Source organism: Anaerobiospirillum succiniciproducens DSM 6400 (assembly GCF_000482845.1).
Lineage (GTDB): Bacteria > Pseudomonadota > Gammaproteobacteria > Enterobacterales > Succinivibrionaceae > Anaerobiospirillum > Anaerobiospirillum succiniciproducens.
Genome location: NZ_AXWV01000017.1, coordinates 60,765 through 79,392 on the forward strand (window position 1 = coordinate 60,765; position 18,628 = coordinate 79,392).

Below are 18,628 nucleotides of genomic sequence, written 5' to 3' on the forward strand. Positions count from 1 at the left end.
CTGCATCGACAGACACTCCCGACACCTCATAGATGACACTCTAGACCAAATTATGAGTGCATAAATGGTGGCTATGGTGGCGATCTATCAGGTTCTTTTGCCACTAACCGATGGCTAAGAGCACATCAACCATGGGTTGTACCAATGGCTCTCAAACCAATGCATGACGGAATCGGCTATGGTTTTGAGGGAGTTTTGGTGGTTTTTATGGCGATCATAGATGTGGGCCTTATGGGAATTGTTAAATTTTACACAAGTTAGATTACATAGCTGTTTATGATGGCCATCACAAAATATTTAGCCTATTTATCGGGTTTGATGTGAAAAAGTGGTGATTTGGGGTGACTTTTAGTTTTTGTGATGGCTTACGCAAAACTGTAAAGACAATAGTGCTATGTCTTTGCGATCTACATCACAAAAATTTGAGCGGTCAAAAATACTCGCAAAATGGTACTTTTTGCTACTTAAAAAATTTTTACCTTATAAAAACGGCTTATATAAGCCATTTGTGAAGATATTTTCGGACTAATTTCGAGCTTGTGCAGAGATTTGCGATAGCCATCGCAACGGTATTTTGAGTCTAGTTTTACCTTATGCATCGCGAGTTGACTGAAGCCGCCCCCTTGCTATGAGTGAGGGGGCTTTTGTAACTCATCAGATTTTAGGAAGTGCTCAGAGCTTTATAACTCTTGTGTAAGTCCTTTTAGATAAAAGTGCATTTAATAGCTATGTACGAGTCACTTTGCCAAGCATGTTAAAAGTGCGAAAGCTTATGACGCTTAGCTACACAGTGCCAAGTTGTTAGTTTGGGAAACCAACGATTTGTATTTGAGGAGACGCGAGTGACATATGACTTGCTTTAACTAAGAGGCAAGAGTATCTGCGCGTGATAATGATGAATTTAGTAAAGGTAATGAGCTCTTTGAAATATGGAGCGTTATTTTCAGCTATCAGCTTCACTGCAAATGCCGAAACTGCAAACAACGACCTATTAACCGAGCTAGACATGATCACTACAAGTGCTACTAGCAAGAGTGCTGCTGTAGTTGAGAGCAAGCTTGCCTCTTCTATCGCCCGCACCACTGGCTATGATGCCAAAGACGTTTTAGCTTATGAGTTAGCATCATACATTAGCTATGGCGATAGCGATGATGATGATGACGATGTAACCATGCAAGATACTGCTTATATGGTTGTCGAAGATAGCAATAAGAACGTCGGTGCAGAAGATAGCATCATCAGCAATGCTAATGAGTCTTTTAAGAAGAATAGCTCGATTTATTCAAAGGTAGCAGCTTTCACTGAGAGTAATGTAAATGGTTATGCTGATGGACTTGCCGATGGCAATTCAGCTAGTCACGCTGATAACTATGCTGACATTAATCACGCAGCATATGAAGTAATGGTCGAACAGATGTCTGCAGATCACGACATTAGCGAGCCAGAGGAAGATCATATTGCCCTCATTGGCCAAACTACTGTAGCTAAAGATGACTATTCTGATTATGAGCCACTTTTAAGCCCATCTGAACAATCAGAGGCTCTAGCTAGCCTAGGTCAGAGATCAAGCGCATACTCAAGCACTAGTGCATATGATGCCAATAATCGTGCTGCAGCCATTAATCTTGCTGTATCTGAGTTAAATCAAGCTCAACAAGAGCAGCTCTCAGCATCTCAATTTTCATCAACACGTGCCCAAGCTGCAGCCCTTGCTGCGCTAGCCTCACAGGTAGCTAAGGATAGTGTTGGCTCACGCATGGGACTTGAAAATAGCGTTAGCTCTCAAGATCTCACTGACAAAGAGCGCTATCGTGTTGAGCAGATCTCCAAAGATGGCCGAGTCCATAGCACTATCTTCGCTCCTCCTGGCGGTATTGAGCGTAGCAAGTTACCTGGTCTTGATGTCAATCGCGTGCTGGTATCTCAAGTTACTACAACTGAGCGCAATACCATCGTGCATGATGACGATGAAGATACATCTTTAGATACAATTCGTTTTATGGGAATTGAGCTTATTGATGCTCCTGAGTTTGATAATGCGTCCCTTAAAGCTCAGCTTGCACAAAAGATTAAACCCTTTGAAGGCAGAGCTTTAAATGCTGAGCTCTTACAGGATGTAGGCAACACCATAAAAGAGTTCTATCGCAAAGAAGGCTACCTTAACTGTGAGACCTACATGCCTCAGCAAGATATCAACTTAGATCATGCCGTCTTTAAGATCGGTGTCAAAGGAGCTGAGCTTAATCAAGCTCATATTGAGAACCAGTCCTTTGTATCTGATAGTTATCTTGAATACCTGCTTGGTGGCATTAGAAAGTTAGAGGGGCAGACCATCAACTACAACACCCTCTTTGGTCAGATGCTAAAACTAAATGACTTAGGCACCTTTGCCCTGCAAGGACAGTTTGATGCAATTACTCCTGATAACATCGTCAACAATCTTGATTTGATGGCTTTAAAGGGGATTGATAGAACCTACTTTACTGCAGCTGTGGATAACTTTGGCTCTCAAAGCTCAGGCCGTTATCGCTATAGTGGCAGTTTTGAGATCTTAAGTCCTACAGGCAGTGCCGATAGGCTCAATCTCTTTTACTCACACACTAATGAAGAGCAAGCTGACTACTCTATTGGCTATGCCATACCGATAAACTCTCACCCAAGTTTGCTAGGAGCTACCCTGTGTTACTCCCATGCTGACTTAGGCGGTATTTATCGTCAGCTCGGTACTAAAAACGAGGAGCTTACCTTTGAAGCTTTCTTACGTGAGCCGCTGTATCGTACAAGCAATGCTATTGCTAACTTACAGTTTGGCTATGTCTATCGCAAGATGACTACCGACTTTTCAGTCTTTGATCTCAAGACCAAAAAGCACTCCAATACTGCCTATCTACAACTCTCGGGTAGCAAAGACTTTGTTGGTAACGCTCTTATCTCTTCTTCGGTGCGCTTAAGTGCAGGACGTATTGTCAATGATGATGACTACGAATTAGGCATTGATGGCAACTTCGTAAAGCTCAACGGTAATGTCGGCTATAACTACATCTTAGGCGAGAACTTCTCAACAGTTACCAATATTGACGTGCAACTGTCAAACACCATCTTAGACGGATCAGAGGTAATGCAAGCTGGCGGTGAAAACGGACTGCTTGCCTATCAAAGCGCAGATCTGTGCGGAGATAGCGGCATCGTTGTCAAACAGTCACTGCAGTATATGCCTAACGTAAATTGGGGTTTAGTTATCGCACCTCATATTGAGGCTGGCAAACTCTTCACCCATGACTATGAAGCTCAAAGAGCCGCATCAGCTGGTATCTCTCTTATGTATAGTCGCTACGGCGTGAATGCCATGTTTGATGTAAGCCACGTGCTTGGCAACAAGCTTGACTACGTTGAAGACTCAAGCCGCCTTAACTTCAAATTTAGCTACACCTTCTAAAGAAGAAAAGTAGCTTTCACTACTCCACCTTGCAATATGAGCCCTTTTGCCAAGATCTCAGGGCTTGCTTAAGCATTTTAATTTGTGCCATGACGCAAAGCGGCATGGCATAACAAGACTTGTTCACAGCTCCACTATGGTGGGGCACATTAAAACCGCTGCTTCTTGTATCTCAATTGATGAGCACTTAAGAAGTCGGTTTAACTCTATACAGGAGATGGCGCATACGTAAGCCGTATGTGGCAGCAAGTTGCGCCAAAAATCTATGATGATTCGCCAGTGCAAAGCCTCTCTCACTCACAGTAAGTGCAGTGAATCTCACACTCACAGTAAGGGCAATGAATCTCACACTCACAAGCATGTACGCTTAGCTACCTTAGCAAGCGCTCTTGCGGCTTTGACCTTAAGCTCACAAGTTATGGCAGCTCCTCGTAATATGCTTCCAGTACTTGACCATGCGGTCAATGCAGGCCTTACAACCACACCAGCTGGCACTACTATGCAAATCACTGGCAAAGGCAATAACGCCTTAATGGTGTGGAAAGAGTTTAATGTTGGCAAAGGCGCATCTGTGACTTTCTCTGCTGACAAAGGTCAGGCCATGTCATTTTTAAATGTAGTCAAAGGCCCAGGAGCTTCATACATTGATGGTCGCATTGCAGCAAATAAAAACAACATCAATGTCTATCTCATCAATCCAAATGGTATTCACCTTAGCAATACCTCTAAGATCTTAAACTTCAATAAAGTTTATTTGGGCACTAACAAGCCATCTCAAGAGTTAATGGATAAGTTTAAGCAAGCTGCTCTGCCGCCAATCAATCTTGATGCTATGCCATCAGATCGTGGTATGGGCAAGGTAGTGGCCTTAAATACCATTGAAGCAAGTGACATTAAGATCAACGCTGGCCATATTGTCATCGGCAGTATCGATAACACCTTATCTAAGAACACTTTGCCTAAGTCCCTTGAGCTTAATAGTTCAATTAACCGCATTGACATTGGTGGCGATCTCGACAAAAAGCATGTTGCCGGTGGCAAGAGCTATCGTGAGTTTTTAAAAGACAATGGCTATAGTGCTGCCACTACCAATGATATAAAGTCCTCTGGCACTTTAAAGAAAAATACCTATGTTGACCACTCCAAAGAGATCGCTATTTATGAGGCTGACCAGCTCGATAGAGTCAATCAGAATTTAGATAAGAACTTCTGGTTAGCTGATGACATCATTGTTACTGACCATATCCCTTTAGGCAAAGATCAAGGCAAGGCCTTTAGTGGATCTTTTGATGGTGCCTTTAATAGCATTACCTATTCTATGCAGGCAGATAAGGCAGGTGACTATGGTCTCTTTGGCAAGCTTGATGGTGCTAGTGTTAAAAACCTTAAGATCGTCAACAGCAATGTAGATACCGATGCTAAAGTTGCAGGACAAAAGCTCAATATCGGTGCTCTGTCTGGCTCTGCAAAAGATAGTGACATTATCAATGTAGAGATCAGCAACTTTGATGTACTCCTTGATGATGCTAACCGTATTGATAATAAGAGCAGCATTGGCGCACTAGTTGGATCTATGGAGGGTAATAACTCCCTTAACAATGTGCTCTCAAGCTATAACTCAGATGCTGAAGAAGCTATTGATAACGCCAAACAGCAAGGCTTTTTAGTTAATGCAGGCACGCTCATTGGCTCACACTCTGGCACCTTAAATAAGCACAATGTAGTAGTCGGTGCTCATAGCTTTAATAACTCTTCTTTACAGGGCATTGGCCAAAGTAATAACGGCCTCTTAGTAGCTACCACCTTTGCAGATGCTGCAAAGGAAGCTATTAACTCAGGCATGAGTGTTGATGAGTTCTATGAGAGCTATGCAGTAGATGGCTCTATGGATGAGCCTAGCCTAAAGCTCAAGCATAAGACCTTCTTAAAGCCTTTTTATGTAGAGGACTTTAACTTTACTTATGATGGCACTAAGCATGACTATCATCAGCTTGTAAATAACGAAGGCTTTGAGCTTGATAATCTCGTTACTAAAACCAATCAAACTAACTTTACTCAACAAAATGCAGGTAATCATGTCTTTGAGCTCACCACACGCAAAGAAAGCTTAGACAATGGCCATGATTATTTCTTTAGCTACAAGTATGCAGATGAAAGCTGGGATAATAACGCAGGTGGAGATGCTGCCTTGCAAGATCGCACTTCTCGTCATGACAGTGCTAGTGGTAAGGCTACTTTAAATATCAACAAGAAAAAGCTCGTTGTAGACATTGCTAATCAAGTAGTTGCCGATGGCAAACAGCCAAACTTAAAGCCAGGTAAAGACACCATTAACAACTACGATGAGCTTATCAATATTGGCCTTGTCAAAGGCGACAAGTTTGATGATCTCAATTTGAGCCTGACACTTCGTCCTGATGGCACTATCGTGGGAGCATCACATAGCAACAACTATGAAGTAGCGATTAACAATGGCACCTTAACTGTCATTAAGCCACAAAAGCCTGTTCCTACTCCAAATCCAGGTGAGAACATTAAGCCAAATCCACAGATTCCACCAAAGGTTGAAAACTTAAAGCAAACAGATACTCTGCCTGAAATTGCCAAGTGCTCTCATTGTGGAGAGATTGGCTCATACAAGGGTGTTGCAAGTCAAACCGTTTTGCCATCTAGAGGCCATCTTGTAACAGGTGCAAATGACTATAGCGACTCTATCTATGCAGCTTTAGAAAATACAGAGTTGTCCAATGACAGTGAGTTTAATGCCTACGTAATTGCTCACCACAATCAAACAATTAACGGCGATGACAACGCTAAACTATTTGCCTCTAACAACACGGTTAAGGCCAAGAAGCAAACTGATGCTAAAGGTGCAAATCTATTGGCATCATCGCAACAGACAAAGAACAATACTGCAAGCGGTGCGGGCGATAATAAGAACATCGACAAAGATAATGAGCAAGATACATTCGCTCAAAACCGCTATTCAAGCTTAGAAAAGTTACTGCTTGCAAATAACTAATACGATGCGGTCGTGTATTTAACTAAAGGTCGGAGTGATTGCCCGGCCTTTTTTGTCTTTTCCCCGCCTAAAAAAAATTCCTTGCTCGTTTAGTCCACCATCCTTGCTCGTTTAGTCCACCCTCCTTGCTCGTTTAGTTCGCCTTCCTTGCTCATCAAGCTAAATTTCACTTTAGAGCTAAAATGCCACTTGCGATCTGTGCTCTATCAGGCTTAAATAGTATCAAGACTAATAAACTAGTGATGATTTGCTCATTGTTGATTGCAAGATCTTGGGGGAAAACTGATGTTAAAAGTTGGACTCACTGGCTCTATTGCCTGCGGTAAAAGCTTCGTCGGCAATCTCTTTAAGGTCTATGGCGTCCGTATAGTAGATAGCGATGTGATTGCCCGTGAGATCGTTTTGCCAGGTTCTAAAGCCCTTCAAGAAGTCAAAGAGAAATTTGGCGCTGAATTTATCCTTGAAGATGGCAATCTCAATCGTCCTAAGATGCGTGAAGTAGTCTTCGCTGACAAAAACAAGCTCAATTTGCTCAATTCCATCATGCACCCTGCTATCAGACAAAGAACTGATGAGCTTTGTGATCTATGTGCTCATGGCTTGCCTTTTCCAGAGAGCTACTTAAATATCATTAAAGAACAAGCTCAGGCAAAACACTTAGCCACATGCAAGACAACACCTGCAGCAAATACCTCAAATAACTCTGTTAATCATTCTTGTGAGACTAAGATTCAGCTCGATCTTAACCATGGTAGCGAAAAGGTTATCGATGAAAGCAAAACACAATTAGGCATTCAGGCTTTAAACGAGCCTCTTGATCCAAGCTATGTACTCAAAGAAGATGAGATCCCTCCGTACATCCTCATTGATATCCCATTACTATTTGAAAATAAGCTTGAGTCTTTTGTCGATCGTATCTTAGTTGTAGACGCTTCACGTGAAACACAACTTGAGCGTCTTTTGCATCGTGATGGATGCTCAAAAGAGACCGCGCAAAACATCATTGATAAGCAATTGTCACGCGAATACAAATTACAACATGCCGATGATGTTATAAAAACAGACACTCTTAACATAGAAGAAAAGCGTGCACACGTGCTAAAATTACATATAAGCTACCTAAAGAATGCTCAAAAGCTGCATAAGATAGCAAATAGCTAAGCTTTAACGTCAAAACCTGAGTGCAACTGGTATTAAACGGCGTTATTTATTATGCGGCGCAGTGTCAAAATTTATGTGGAATGACACGTGCATTAGTGCCTCATGATGATTATTAAAAAATCATCACAATTTAGTTGTAAGACACCCACAACAAGCTTTTTAATGCGGATCCTAAAATGTTTGTTTACGATTTCCCTTTAAGTCCGAAGGCAAGAACATATCTAAAGTTTGAAACCATTTTCAATCGTGTTGCCGAGTGCGCTGACTTAAATACAAATTCCGATACTCTCAGCTTGTTACGTGGCCTTATCGATTTTATCGATTTAGTCGACGGATCAGGCGCACTTAAGATTGACATCGGTAAAGACCTCGACAAACTCTCTAAGAGATTGCGTGGTTGGCAGGATAATCCTGAGGCAGATCAGACCTTAGTTAGCGAACTGTTAGAGCAAGTCAAAGAAGGCCACAGTGCTTTAAATAGCTTTACTCGTCAACGTACAGTACTGCAAAACGATCCGCTCATCGAAAGTATCAAGCCTCGTTTCTTAACTCCATCTGGTGTTAACTGCTTTGATACCCCGCTGTTCTTCTTTTGGAATCAGCTTCCAGTTGAGGAAAAGCGTCAGGTGATTGGCAAGTGGTTACATGAGCTTGACTGCATCCGCATTCCAGTTACTTGCATCTTAAAGCTCTGGCGTCTGTTCTCAGACTTCCAAGCACGTCTTGCAGTTAACGGCTTTATGCAAGAAACCTCAGAGCCTTGCGAACTTATTATTATTAAGTACCCAAAGCACGTACGCGGCTATCCTGTGGTTAGCGGTTTCCAATCTAACATCAACGTACGCTTCTTACCTTTTGTAAAGGGAGCTCCGGTTGGTGATATCTCATTTGAACTTGCATATGTCCGTGGAGGCATTCTTTAATGAGCCTTAAAGACCTGCTCCCACCAGGCACCTACGACGAGATCGAAAAAGAGGCCAATCAAGGTCACAGCTCTGATACTAGCCATGAGACATCTAATGATGAGGGCGCTCAAGTAATCATGGTCTCTTGTCCTACCTGTAAAAAGAAGATCAAGTACTCGACCGACAATCCATTTCGTCCATTCTGCTCTGAGCGCTGCAAACTCTTAGACTTAGGCGCTTGGGCAGATGAAAAGCATGCTGTGCCAGGCAAGGAAGTTAATGAAGACGAAGATGCCGATTTGCTTTCAGATCCAAACCTGCCTGTACGTAATCTGCCAGATCAGAACTTATAGTGTAGCCCCTCTTAGCCCTTTGATGCTTCTTTAAAATCACATCCCCTAAAAGCATCAGGGCTTAATTTAGCCTTTGTGTTAAAATTATCGATTGCGCGTTTAGTTTCCCATAAAGCTAGGCCTATTTATGGCCATTTTTCTTGCTTTTAAGAAGCTCGATGCAAGTATTACTGTAGGCATAAGATATCAGTTTCAACTGAGTCACATGTGGCAACTGCCTGTTATGTAGAGTAGCTAACAGAGCAGTTTTGTTTTCCTTAAGGGTCAATAGTTTGATGCGCCAACATAAACCACATCTTAAGGTCAGTGCTTTAGCATTTACGCTAACATGCATCCTTTACGGCCAGGGAGCTGCACTTGCTAATGAGCAAGCTCGTGGCATTGCTCCATCTAATCAATTAGCTGCATCAGGCCAAGCCCCCACTACCAATAGCAAACTTGCCTATCTGCAACAGCAGCAATCAAGTGGTATTGATAGTGATAGCATCGACCCCGTTGAGAAAGCTAAGCTTAAGCGCTTAAATTCAGTTACTGAATTTGCAGACAATATCTATGGCGTTATGGTCAAAAATATTGCCACACAACAGTATCTGTCTAATCGCCAATTAGCCGCTGCATCTACTTTCCCACTGCGTCTTATCTCTACCCTAAGCAAGAATCCATGGCGTCCTTCTCCATTCATGCCAGTACCTGAGCGTGACATGGAGTGCTACTACGGTATTCCAGCCTACTCTGAGCCGCAAAACTTTGACCTTGAAACTACTCCAGTAAATATTAGCGCTAATGAAGTAACTGCTAGCGGTACTCAGAATTTAACCTACTCAGGCAACGTTACTGTCAGCCAAGGCGACCGCCTTATCAAAGCAGATGAGGCTGTTTATGATGGCGATGCAGGTACATTAGTTACCTCAGGCAACATCTCTATTCATACGCCACAGCTGACCATTAACAGCCCTGCTAGTCTTGAAAGTAATCTTAAAAGCGATGTCTCGACCTTCTCTGATGCCACCTTCCAATTAAATGGTTCTGTAGCACGTGGCTCGAGCAAATTAGTCACAGTGAACAATGAGCAAAAGAGCACTGAGGTTGAGGACTTTACCTTTACCACCTGCCCAGTGGGAGATAACTCTTGGTACTTTCAAGCTGGCTCTGTAGAGCTTGATCAGAATGATTCATTTGGCGAGTCTTATCACAACGTTCTTTATGTCAAAGACGTGCCTGTATTGTACTTACCATACTTAAACTTCCCGACTACGAATCGACGCAAGTCAGGTCTTTTATATCCATCCGTATCGATTAGCTCCAATAACGGTGCTGATTACGAGCAACCAATCTACTGGTCCATTGCTTCAAACTATGACTACACCTTTACTCCTCGTTTGATGAGTAAACGTGGCCTTCTTTTAGGCAATGAGTTTAGATATATGCCAATTGAAAATTCTATTGGCACCTTTATCTTTGACTATATACCTAACGACAATGACTGGGCCTTGTCAGAAAACTTTGATGATGACTCACGTTATTTCTTCCGTTGGAAGCACACTAGCTCATTTTTTAATAATGATCTGACTTTTGATATCGACTATCAGCGCGTACGCAATGGCGACTACGACTACCTTGATGATCTCGGTGCTAAAGAAACCAATGTCACCGATGACCACTTAAAGCAGTCGTTAAAGGCCGCCTATGATCGTCCAGACTTCCATATCCAAGCAGAAGCCCGTGACTATCAGCGTCTGCAGCCAGATACAATTTTAGGTCACCGTCCTTTCTCAATGTTGCCGCAGATCTCTGGACAGTACTACAGCACTGTAGGTTCTCTCACCCTTAACTTTAATGGTGAGATGACGCGCTTTAGCTCTTCATCAGACTCTCGTGCTCAGAACTTCGAGGCAACTCGTATCCATTTTGAACCTGAGATCGGCATGCAGTTATTCAACATGCGTGGCACCTCAGTTGATGCGAGCTTAAGAGGTTTCTTTACTCACTATTCACAAGATAGCATTGAGGATATGCCTGATTATTACAGAACTAATTTAGGCTTTACTGAGCTTGATTCATCTGTAAATCGCGCCCTTTATTTAGCGCAAATCAAGGCCAAGACCACTCTTGAGCGTAAAGTTTTAGACTTAAGACATACTCAGACCTTTGAGCCTGAGGTCTTATACCAATACATCCCATATGAAGATCAGTCGAATATCGCACTGTACGATACTACCGACCGCATGAGTGATTACTACTCAAACTTCTCATTTAGAAACTACACAGGTAAAGATCGTATCGCTGATATCAACGCGATTACTATGGGTGTAACCTCACGACTCTTAGATCCACATGATCGCGAGATTGTGCGCTTTGGTGTGTCACAGACATACTCATTTAATACCTCAAAGGTAACCTTAGCGCCACGTGACCCAATTAATACCTCACCACGTAGCCCAATGGCCATGTTCTTTAATGCAGAGCCAGTTAATGGTCTTACTTTGCATGCCGGCCTTAGCTATGACTCTGAGGAAGATAACTTAAAGTCATGGAATGCCATGACTCAGTATAAGAACGAAAACGGCTTATTAGTTCAGGTAGGCTATCGTTTTGCTGACAAGGGTAACCGCTCTTTAGCTAACGATTTAGTAGACTTAAGCCAATTAGGCTTGGTCACATCTGTTCCAATCAATGAAAAGATCTCCGTTAGCTTTGCAGCTTATAACGACTTAGAGCAAAACGAAGATATCGATACCAAGGCAGCAATTAAGTTTGAAGACTGCTGCTGGTCATTATCTTTTGTCTATGAGAACTACAACTCATGTGATTGGGACTCCCTTAAGCGTGAGCGTGACCATATCTTTGGTATCCAATTTGAGTTCAAGGGTGCAGGTGCCGTTAATGTTACCGGCGACTTCGACCGCAACTTTACCGACACTCGTTTGCTCAAGCACTTCGACCCAACCGATCTCAACCGCTAAGCAAACATCTGTGCTAACGCATAGAATCATCACAAGGCCCTGCTCAAAAATAGCAGGGCCTTTTAGTATCTACCGCCACATTTTGCTCCTCAATTGTGTAAAGCAAATGTTGTGCTTTGTTGCCTTAGCAGTGTTTTGCCTAAGTTTCTAGAGATATGATGATGCTCGTTCAAGTAGCCATCTACACAAACATATCTTCAGGTGCCTATTTAAGAAAAATTGCAAATATGCCGCTTGTTGAGCGTCTTTTGTATACGATTAGGTATCTGTATGTTAGAATTTCGCGACATGACCGACGTTCGGAAGAGTTTTGAGAGAAAGCCGCTATGGTATTAAGCAAGATTAACAAGTCAATTGCAACAGCACTGGCCGTTATGTCCTTTGGCACTATGTTTTGTGCCTCATCAGTCGCCTCAACAGCGCAGGCACAAGAGGTCACTCTGGACTCATCCGTGGCTGTTGTTAATTCAGACATCATCTTACGTAGCGAACTTGATGCTGCTCAAAAAGCTGCACAAGCTCAGTTTAAGAGCCGTGGTGCCAACGTAGATGCAGTTACAGCACGCCGTGCCGCTTTAGAGCAATTAGTCACCCGCTCTATTATTGTTCAGATTGGCAAGCGTTATGGCATTTCCTTAACCGATACCCAAATCGACCAGGCATTAGCTCAAACTGCAGCTCGTTCTAATACCTCAGTAAACGATATTTTAAAGAGCTTTGGTAATGTAGATTTAGCTACTGCTCGTCAGAAGTTTGCCGAAGAGTTTGTTATCAACGAAGTACGTACCAATCAGGTTCGTCGTCGTGTGCGTATCTCTGATGCTGAGGTTGAGCTGCTTGCTAAGAACCTGCGCAAAATCGGCAACGTTGAGCCAAGCTACCACTTAGGTCAGATCATCTTAGGCTTAGATGCTAACGCTAGCTACAATGAGGTAAACCGCGTTACCTCTATTGCCAATACCATTAAGTCCCAGGCAAGCAAGGGTGCTGACTTCAACGCTTTAGCTGCTCAGTATGCTCAGGGTAGCAACGCTGTACAGGGTGGTGATATCGGCTTCGTTCCTGAAAGCCAAGTACCAGTACCATTCTTACCTGCAATCTTAAAGGCTAATCCAGGTGCCGTCATTGGCCCTATCCGCTCACCTTTTGGTTTGCACTTAATCAAGCTTTACGAAGTTACTAATCAGGCAGTTGAGCCAGTAACTACCTACAAGGCTAAGCATATCTTATTAAAGACCTCCATCATCTTCTCTGATGAGGCTGCTGTAAGCGAACTCAACGCTCTGCGTAATAAGATTGTTTCTGGCGGTATCAGCTTTGCTCAGGCTGCCAAAAAATACTCAGAGGATACTGGCTCTGCATCTTTAGGCGGTGAGCTTGGTTATGCTCCAGCTGGTCGTTACGATCCAGGCTTTGCTCAGGGTTTAGTTGCTCTGCGTGTGGGTGAGGTTTCACAGCCAATTAAGTCAAGCTTCGGCTGGCACCTTATCTACCTTGAGGATCGCAAGATTGACAAGGATTCTGACGAGGCCTATGAGGCACGTGCTCGTGAGCTTATCTTCCGTCGCTTATTTAACGAAGAGTCAGCAGCTTGGGAGCGTGAGATTCGCGCTACTGCCCACATCCGCGTTACCGACCCTATCTTAGTTAACGCTGGTATGGCTGACAACGCTAATATCGAAGGTGATCCAGCTTTACATAAGTCAAAATAATCGGCACTAGACCTATTTAGGTCTAGCTACTATGAGTACTCAAAAGCTCAGCCTTAGTGCTGAGCTTTTTGCTTTATGCGTAGCTCAATTACAGTTAAATGGTACTCACAGGCATAATCTAGATGATACTCACAGGCATAATCTATACGGCACGCAAAGATGTAATCTAGAAGATACTTACAGGCGAAGTCTATACGGCACTTAAAGATGTAATCTAGATGATACTCACAGGTATGAGCGAAGATGATGAGCGCACGTTTGTGGCTCATTAACAGCAAATAGCCGTGCTGTGGATTACACTAGCTTATCGATTGTTAATGCAAATGGATGGATAACCATGTCGGATACTAATTCAAAGAGCAAGCAAATGCGTATTGCCATCACCACTGGTGAGCCTGCTGGTGTTGGTCCTGAACTCATGTACCATCTTGGTCGTTACCACGCAGCTACACTACCTCTGCATGCACGTTGTGCTTCAGTTGCAGAAGGTGGTTTAAGTTCAGATGAAATAGCCAAGTCTCAAGTTGAGTTAGTACTGATTGGTAACAAGGCTTTACTTGAAGAGCGCATGAAGCTCTTTGGTAGCGACTTTATTCTCCATGACTTTAAGGAAGATGAGTTTGTCCCATCAGGCCCAGATGAGTCAGGCTTAGGACATTTAAGTTGCCTGAATATTGAACTTGGCACTCCATCAATAGCAGGAAGGCAAGATGAGCGCAACTCACCGTATGTGCTTGCTACTTTAGATAAAGCCATCGAGCTGTGCTTAAGCGGTCTGTGCGATGCCATGGTAACTGCCCCAATCTCTAAGAGCATCATTGCAAAAACTGGTATCGAGTTTACCGGACATACCGAATATCTGCAGGAGAAGAGTCATTGCAACGAAGTGGTTATGATGCTTGGTTGCTCTAAGATGAATGTGGCTTTAGTTACTACTCACCTGCCTTTAAATAAGGTCAGTGAAGCTATTACTAAAGAGAAACTTACTAACATTATCAGCATCTTGCACCACGATCTTAAAGCCCATATGGGTTTTGCCTCTCCTCAGATCTATGTATGCGGCCTCAACCCACATGCAGGTGAAGATGGCACCTTAGGCATGGAAGAGATTGAGACTATCTCTCCAGTTATTGAGAGCTTAAACGCCACTGGCAATTACAATCTCATCGGCCCACTACCTGCAGATACTCTCTTCCAAAAGAAGTACTTAGACAAAGCTGCAGCTATCCTTAGCATGTACCACGATCAAGGATTGCCAGTTCTTAAATATGCAGGCTTTGATGAGGGCTATAACACTACCTTAGGCCTTCCATTTATCAGAACCTCTGTAGATCATGGCACCGCCTGTGATTTAGCAGGTAAGGCCATAGCTGATGAAGGTTCACTTCTGAGCGCTGTCAGCCTTGCTATCTATATGGCCAACCATCGTCACAAGGGCCAATAGAACCTAAACTAACATCATACTAACTTGCGCTTAGAGGGCATGATACTTAGCTTTGCCAAGGATGATTGCTAGGTAATTACCCTCTAATGCGCTTATCTATGCTAAAAAGTGTGATCTTGTTGGTATAATTCGGGACAAATCATTGCCCTTAAGTAAGGGCAAGTCCTTTCTTTAAATGACATCGAGAACGATTTCATGGCAATCATCCCACCTCCACATATGAAAGCGCGTAAGCGTTTTGGACAAAACTTCCTGGTTAACGACCACATTATCAACTCAATCGTGGACTCCATTAACCCAAAGGAAGGTGATTATCTCGTTGAAATCGGTCCAGGTCATGCGGCTTTAACCCGCCCTGTTATCGAAAGAGCCAAGGCTTTAACTGCCATTGAGCTTGACCGTGACTTAGCTGAGCGTTTACGCCACGATCCTTTCTTAAATGGACTGACCTTAATTGAGTCGGATGCACTCAAGGTAGACTTCACTAAGTTACCTGGTGCAGGCAAGTTACGCGTGTTTGGCAACCTGCCTTACAACATTACTAGTCCGCTCATTTTCCACCTCTTAAGCTTCCCTGGCATTGTTGATATGCACTTTATGCTGCAAAAGGAAGTAGTAGAGCGTTTAGCTGCAGGTCCAGGCAATAAAGACTATGGCCGTCTTACAGTCATGGCTCAGTTCCATGCTCAGGTCATCCCTGTACTTACTGTGCCACCATCAGCCTTTATCCCACCTCCAAAGGTAATGTCTGCAGTAGTACGCTTAAAGCCAAAGCCACTTACTGATGAGGAGCGTGCACTCTCTCCATTCTTAAATAAGATTACTACTACCGCTTTTGCTGCCCGTCGTAAGACCATTCGTAACTCCATGGCACCTCTTTTTGAGGCAGAAGAGCTAAGTGCAATTGGCATTGATCTTCAAGCACGCGCCGAAGACCTGCCACTGTCAACCTATGTGGAGCTAGCTAAACTCTTAAAGAGCAAGCGTACTTTAGAAGAGCTTATTGCTCAAGAAGAGATGCAAACCCAGCTCAAAAAAGAAAAGCGTATTGCTAAGCTCACAGCTGTACAAGCAGATGTAGGCTGCAAAGATACTGATGATAGCGATAATGCTAAAAAGAGCGCACAAGATGCCTCTAGTGAAGATAATATGCTTGAACATGGCTCATCAGAGGCTGCTCAAAGCACTGGCAAACCACTGACCGCCAAAGAGCGCAGCATCTTAAAGAAAGCTCAGAAAAAGCGTCCTCGTAAGTTTGAGGATATCGACTTTAACGACATCAACGCCGATCTGTAATCCTGGGAGTTTTTTATGAAGGCAGATAATCCTCTAGCTGAGGTTTTTGAGCGTAATAGTAACTACTGGGAACACAAGAAAGTTCTGCTGTGCGGCCAGATTCCGTCACTACAGCTGCTCAATTCTCTGATTAAGACCGAAAAGGCCTATGTCATCACTGATAACTACCCAATTGCACAGGGAATGAGTGCCATGATGGGCATCAAGCTCGGTAACAGTGACTTTGAGGTAGCCTCAAAGCGTCACGTGAGCGTGATCTTCTCTGACTATGGCGATGAGCGTATTAAAGGCCATCTTGAAGCAGTTGACACCATAGTGCTGTTCTTAAATAAGACTAAGAGTCTGAGCCAAAAGATTCTGCACTGCCTCATGCCTTACATTAATCCACAGGTACAAATCCTGTTAATGGGAGCAAATGCTATTGGCGGCAAGAGTGGCGACTCTTTGGTTAAAGATGTAGCTCAGGTATTTAAAGTAGATACTGCTCGTAAGTGCACTGTATTTGCAGCTAACCTCAATGAAGGTGCACAGTTTAAGGACTCAAAGGCCCTTTCAGATGTAAAATTCGGCGGCCTTACCCTTAAGCAAAATCATGGTCTCTTTAGCCAAGGTGAACTTGATAGAGGCACTCACTTATTACTTAACGCCATGCACCGTGATCTTAGCGGTATGGATAAAGTAGCTGATGCAAAAGAGCTTGAAGATCTGAGCAATGCTGATCTTAAGAGCTTACCAACACCAAAGGATCATGCAGCTCACTACGTTCTAGACTTAGGCTGCGGCTCTGGCATTATTGGCTTATCTTTAGCAGCACGTGGCTACAAAAATGTCATCTGCTCAGACATTAGTGCTACTGCATTAAACTGCACTGCTGCCAATGCCAAGCTCAATGGTCTTGAGCTTAAGGTATTAGCCTCCGACATGCTGCCAAAGGCTGACGATTTGGAGCGTGCTAGCATCAATGTGCCAGGTGGACGCTTTAACATCATTGCAACTAACCCTCCATTCCATCAGGGTATTAATCGCACTACAGCCCAAACTATTAATATGATTGCCCAAGCTAAAGAGAGCCTTACATCCGATGGTGTGCTCTACTTAGTTGGTAACACTGCACTACACTATGAAGAGCCGCTTAACGAGGCTTTTGATAATGTAGAGATCATTGCAGCTACCACCAAGTTTACTGTCTTTAAAGCTTGGAATAATTAAGGCTAGTACAGTAATTCATTACCAAAAAACGGCGCTAATACAGCGCCGTTTTTGATCATAACTTTGCTCAAGACAGTCTACGTACGCTAAAGATAAGCTTGAAAAAGTTATGATACTTTTGTGGTTCTACTATTCTTTGTTAGAACTAGCTCCTTTCTCAAAACCTCGCTTTACATTAGAACATTCAGCAAAGTACTGATAGCGCTCATCGCTTACAAAATGACGCAGTCGCATTTTGACACGTTGATGCTCAGAGCTCTTCTTGTATTGTATGAGCTCTTCAAGTGAGTTAAAGCGCTCAAGCTCTTCACTTGACTTAATGCGCTCAGGATCTTTACTTGACTTAATGCGCTCAGGCTTGTCCAAGAAAATTGGAGCTTTTGTGCTATTGGTTAATGACTTGTCTTCAAGCATGGCCTTAGCATTCTTGCTAGCTTGCTTTTTACTCGCACATTGCGCACCACCATTTGAAGCTAATCCATGATCGTTAGCTAAGATGGTATCTATATCGGTATTGTGAAAAGCGCAGCGCTTAGTTGAACAAGTACCGCTCTTCACATTATCTACAGCTTCATCAGCGCTAAGATCGCGGCTAGCAGCACCATGGCTACAATCATACTCATGGCTGCTATCACACTCATAGCTACTATCACCACAGCTGCTATCAGCCTCATGGCTGCTATCACACTCATAGCTGCTATCAGCACCATGGCTGCTATCAGCACTATGGCAACTATCAGCTTCATGGCTGATATCTTTGGCAACCTTATTGTGCTGTGAGCAAACTAAGCTTTGCTCATCCTTACTCACCTCTTCTTCGCTTATGAAGCTAAGGTTATCTAGCTCGTTCTCAGATGCATCGCCCGCACAGCTATGCTCATCTAACATACGATCAGATGTAGCATCTGCAAGGCCAATACAGTCTAGATCTAAATCATATGCATCAACTGCACTGCTAAAATCATCTAACTCTAGATCAGATGCAACGTGTGCAAAGCCATGGCTCTTGCCTTCAGATAGATCAATGTTGCTTGATAAGTGGTCACGATCTTGTGCGTGCTCATGTAAATCGGCTGTAGCCATTGAGCTATTCTGCTCCTTTTCGGCACCATGTCTTAACGCGCTAA

The 18,628-nt window shown here is 43.3% G+C and carries 10 protein-coding genes and 1 pseudogene; 10 read left to right on the top strand and 1 reads right to left on the bottom strand.

Going from position 1 to position 18,628, the window contains the following annotated elements; translation table 11 throughout:
• The first annotated feature begins 913 nt into the window (after window positions 1-913).
• The 10 genes and pseudogenes from H524_RS0102495 to H524_RS0102550 all read left to right on the top strand — a co-directional run bounded on the left by H524_RS0102495 (window position 914) and on the right by H524_RS0102550 (window position 17,501).
• Window positions 914-3,436 (top strand): ShlB/FhaC/HecB family hemolysin secretion/activation protein, encoded by a 2,523-nt coding sequence (locus H524_RS0102495; protein ID WP_169726116.1) that lies wholly within the window; start codon window positions 914-916, stop codon window positions 3,434-3,436.
• Window positions 3,437-3,854: 418 nt separating this feature from the next.
• Window positions 3,855-6,458 carry a two-partner secretion domain-containing protein gene (locus H524_RS0102500; RefSeq protein ID WP_169726117.1) on the top strand — a complete coding sequence of 868 codons (2,604 nt, stop codon included), beginning with the start codon at window positions 3,855-3,857 and terminating at the stop codon, window positions 6,456-6,458.
• 285 nt (window positions 6,459-6,743) lie between these two features.
• Window positions 6,744-7,619 (top strand): dephospho-CoA kinase, encoded by an 876-nt coding sequence (coaE, locus tag H524_RS16250; protein ID WP_052338858.1) that lies wholly within the window; start codon window positions 6,744-6,746, stop codon window positions 7,617-7,619.
• A gap of 176 nt (window positions 7,620-7,795) precedes the next feature.
• A complete protein-coding gene (gene zapD, locus H524_RS0102515) occupies window positions 7,796-8,542 on the top strand; it encodes a cell division protein ZapD (RefSeq protein WP_027939097.1) in 747 nt (248 codons plus the stop codon).
• Window positions 8,542-8,877 carry a DNA gyrase inhibitor YacG gene (yacG, locus tag H524_RS17965; RefSeq protein WP_425387369.1) on the top strand — a complete coding sequence of 112 codons (336 nt, stop codon included), beginning with the start codon at window positions 8,542-8,544 and terminating at the stop codon, window positions 8,875-8,877. Before zapD ends, yacG begins: the two co-directional genes overlap by 1 nt.
• Before the next feature lie 275 nt (window positions 8,878-9,152).
• A complete protein-coding gene (locus H524_RS0102530) occupies window positions 9,153-11,840 on the top strand; it encodes an LPS-assembly protein LptD (protein WP_027939098.1) in 2,688 nt (895 codons plus the stop codon).
• A 326-nt stretch (window positions 11,841-12,166) separates the two neighbouring features.
• Entirely contained in the window at window positions 12,167-13,552 is a 1,386-nt protein-coding gene (locus tag H524_RS0102535; RefSeq protein WP_027939099.1) for a peptidylprolyl isomerase, read from the top strand.
• Between the two features lie 337 nt (window positions 13,553-13,889).
• Window positions 13,890-14,996 (top strand): 4-hydroxythreonine-4-phosphate dehydrogenase PdxA, encoded by a 1,107-nt coding sequence (gene pdxA, locus H524_RS0102540; RefSeq protein ID WP_027939100.1) that lies wholly within the window; start codon window positions 13,890-13,892, stop codon window positions 14,994-14,996.
• A gap of 195 nt (window positions 14,997-15,191) precedes the next feature.
• Window positions 15,192-15,983: pseudogene (gene rsmA, locus H524_RS13845) on the top strand (16S rRNA (adenine(1518)-N(6)/adenine(1519)-N(6))-dimethyltransferase RsmA); the annotation flags it as partial.
• A 324-nt stretch (window positions 15,984-16,307) separates the two neighbouring features.
• Window positions 16,308-17,501, top strand: a complete 1,194-nt coding sequence (locus H524_RS0102550; protein WP_027939101.1) for a class I SAM-dependent methyltransferase — start codon at window positions 16,308-16,310, stop codon at window positions 17,499-17,501.
• Window positions 17,502-17,630: 129 nt separating this feature from the next.
• Here the strand turns inward: H524_RS0102550 and H524_RS17410 are convergent.
• The coding region (locus tag H524_RS17410) for a hypothetical protein (RefSeq protein ID WP_027939102.1) at window positions 17,631-18,628 on the bottom strand (998 nt) is incomplete at its 5' end.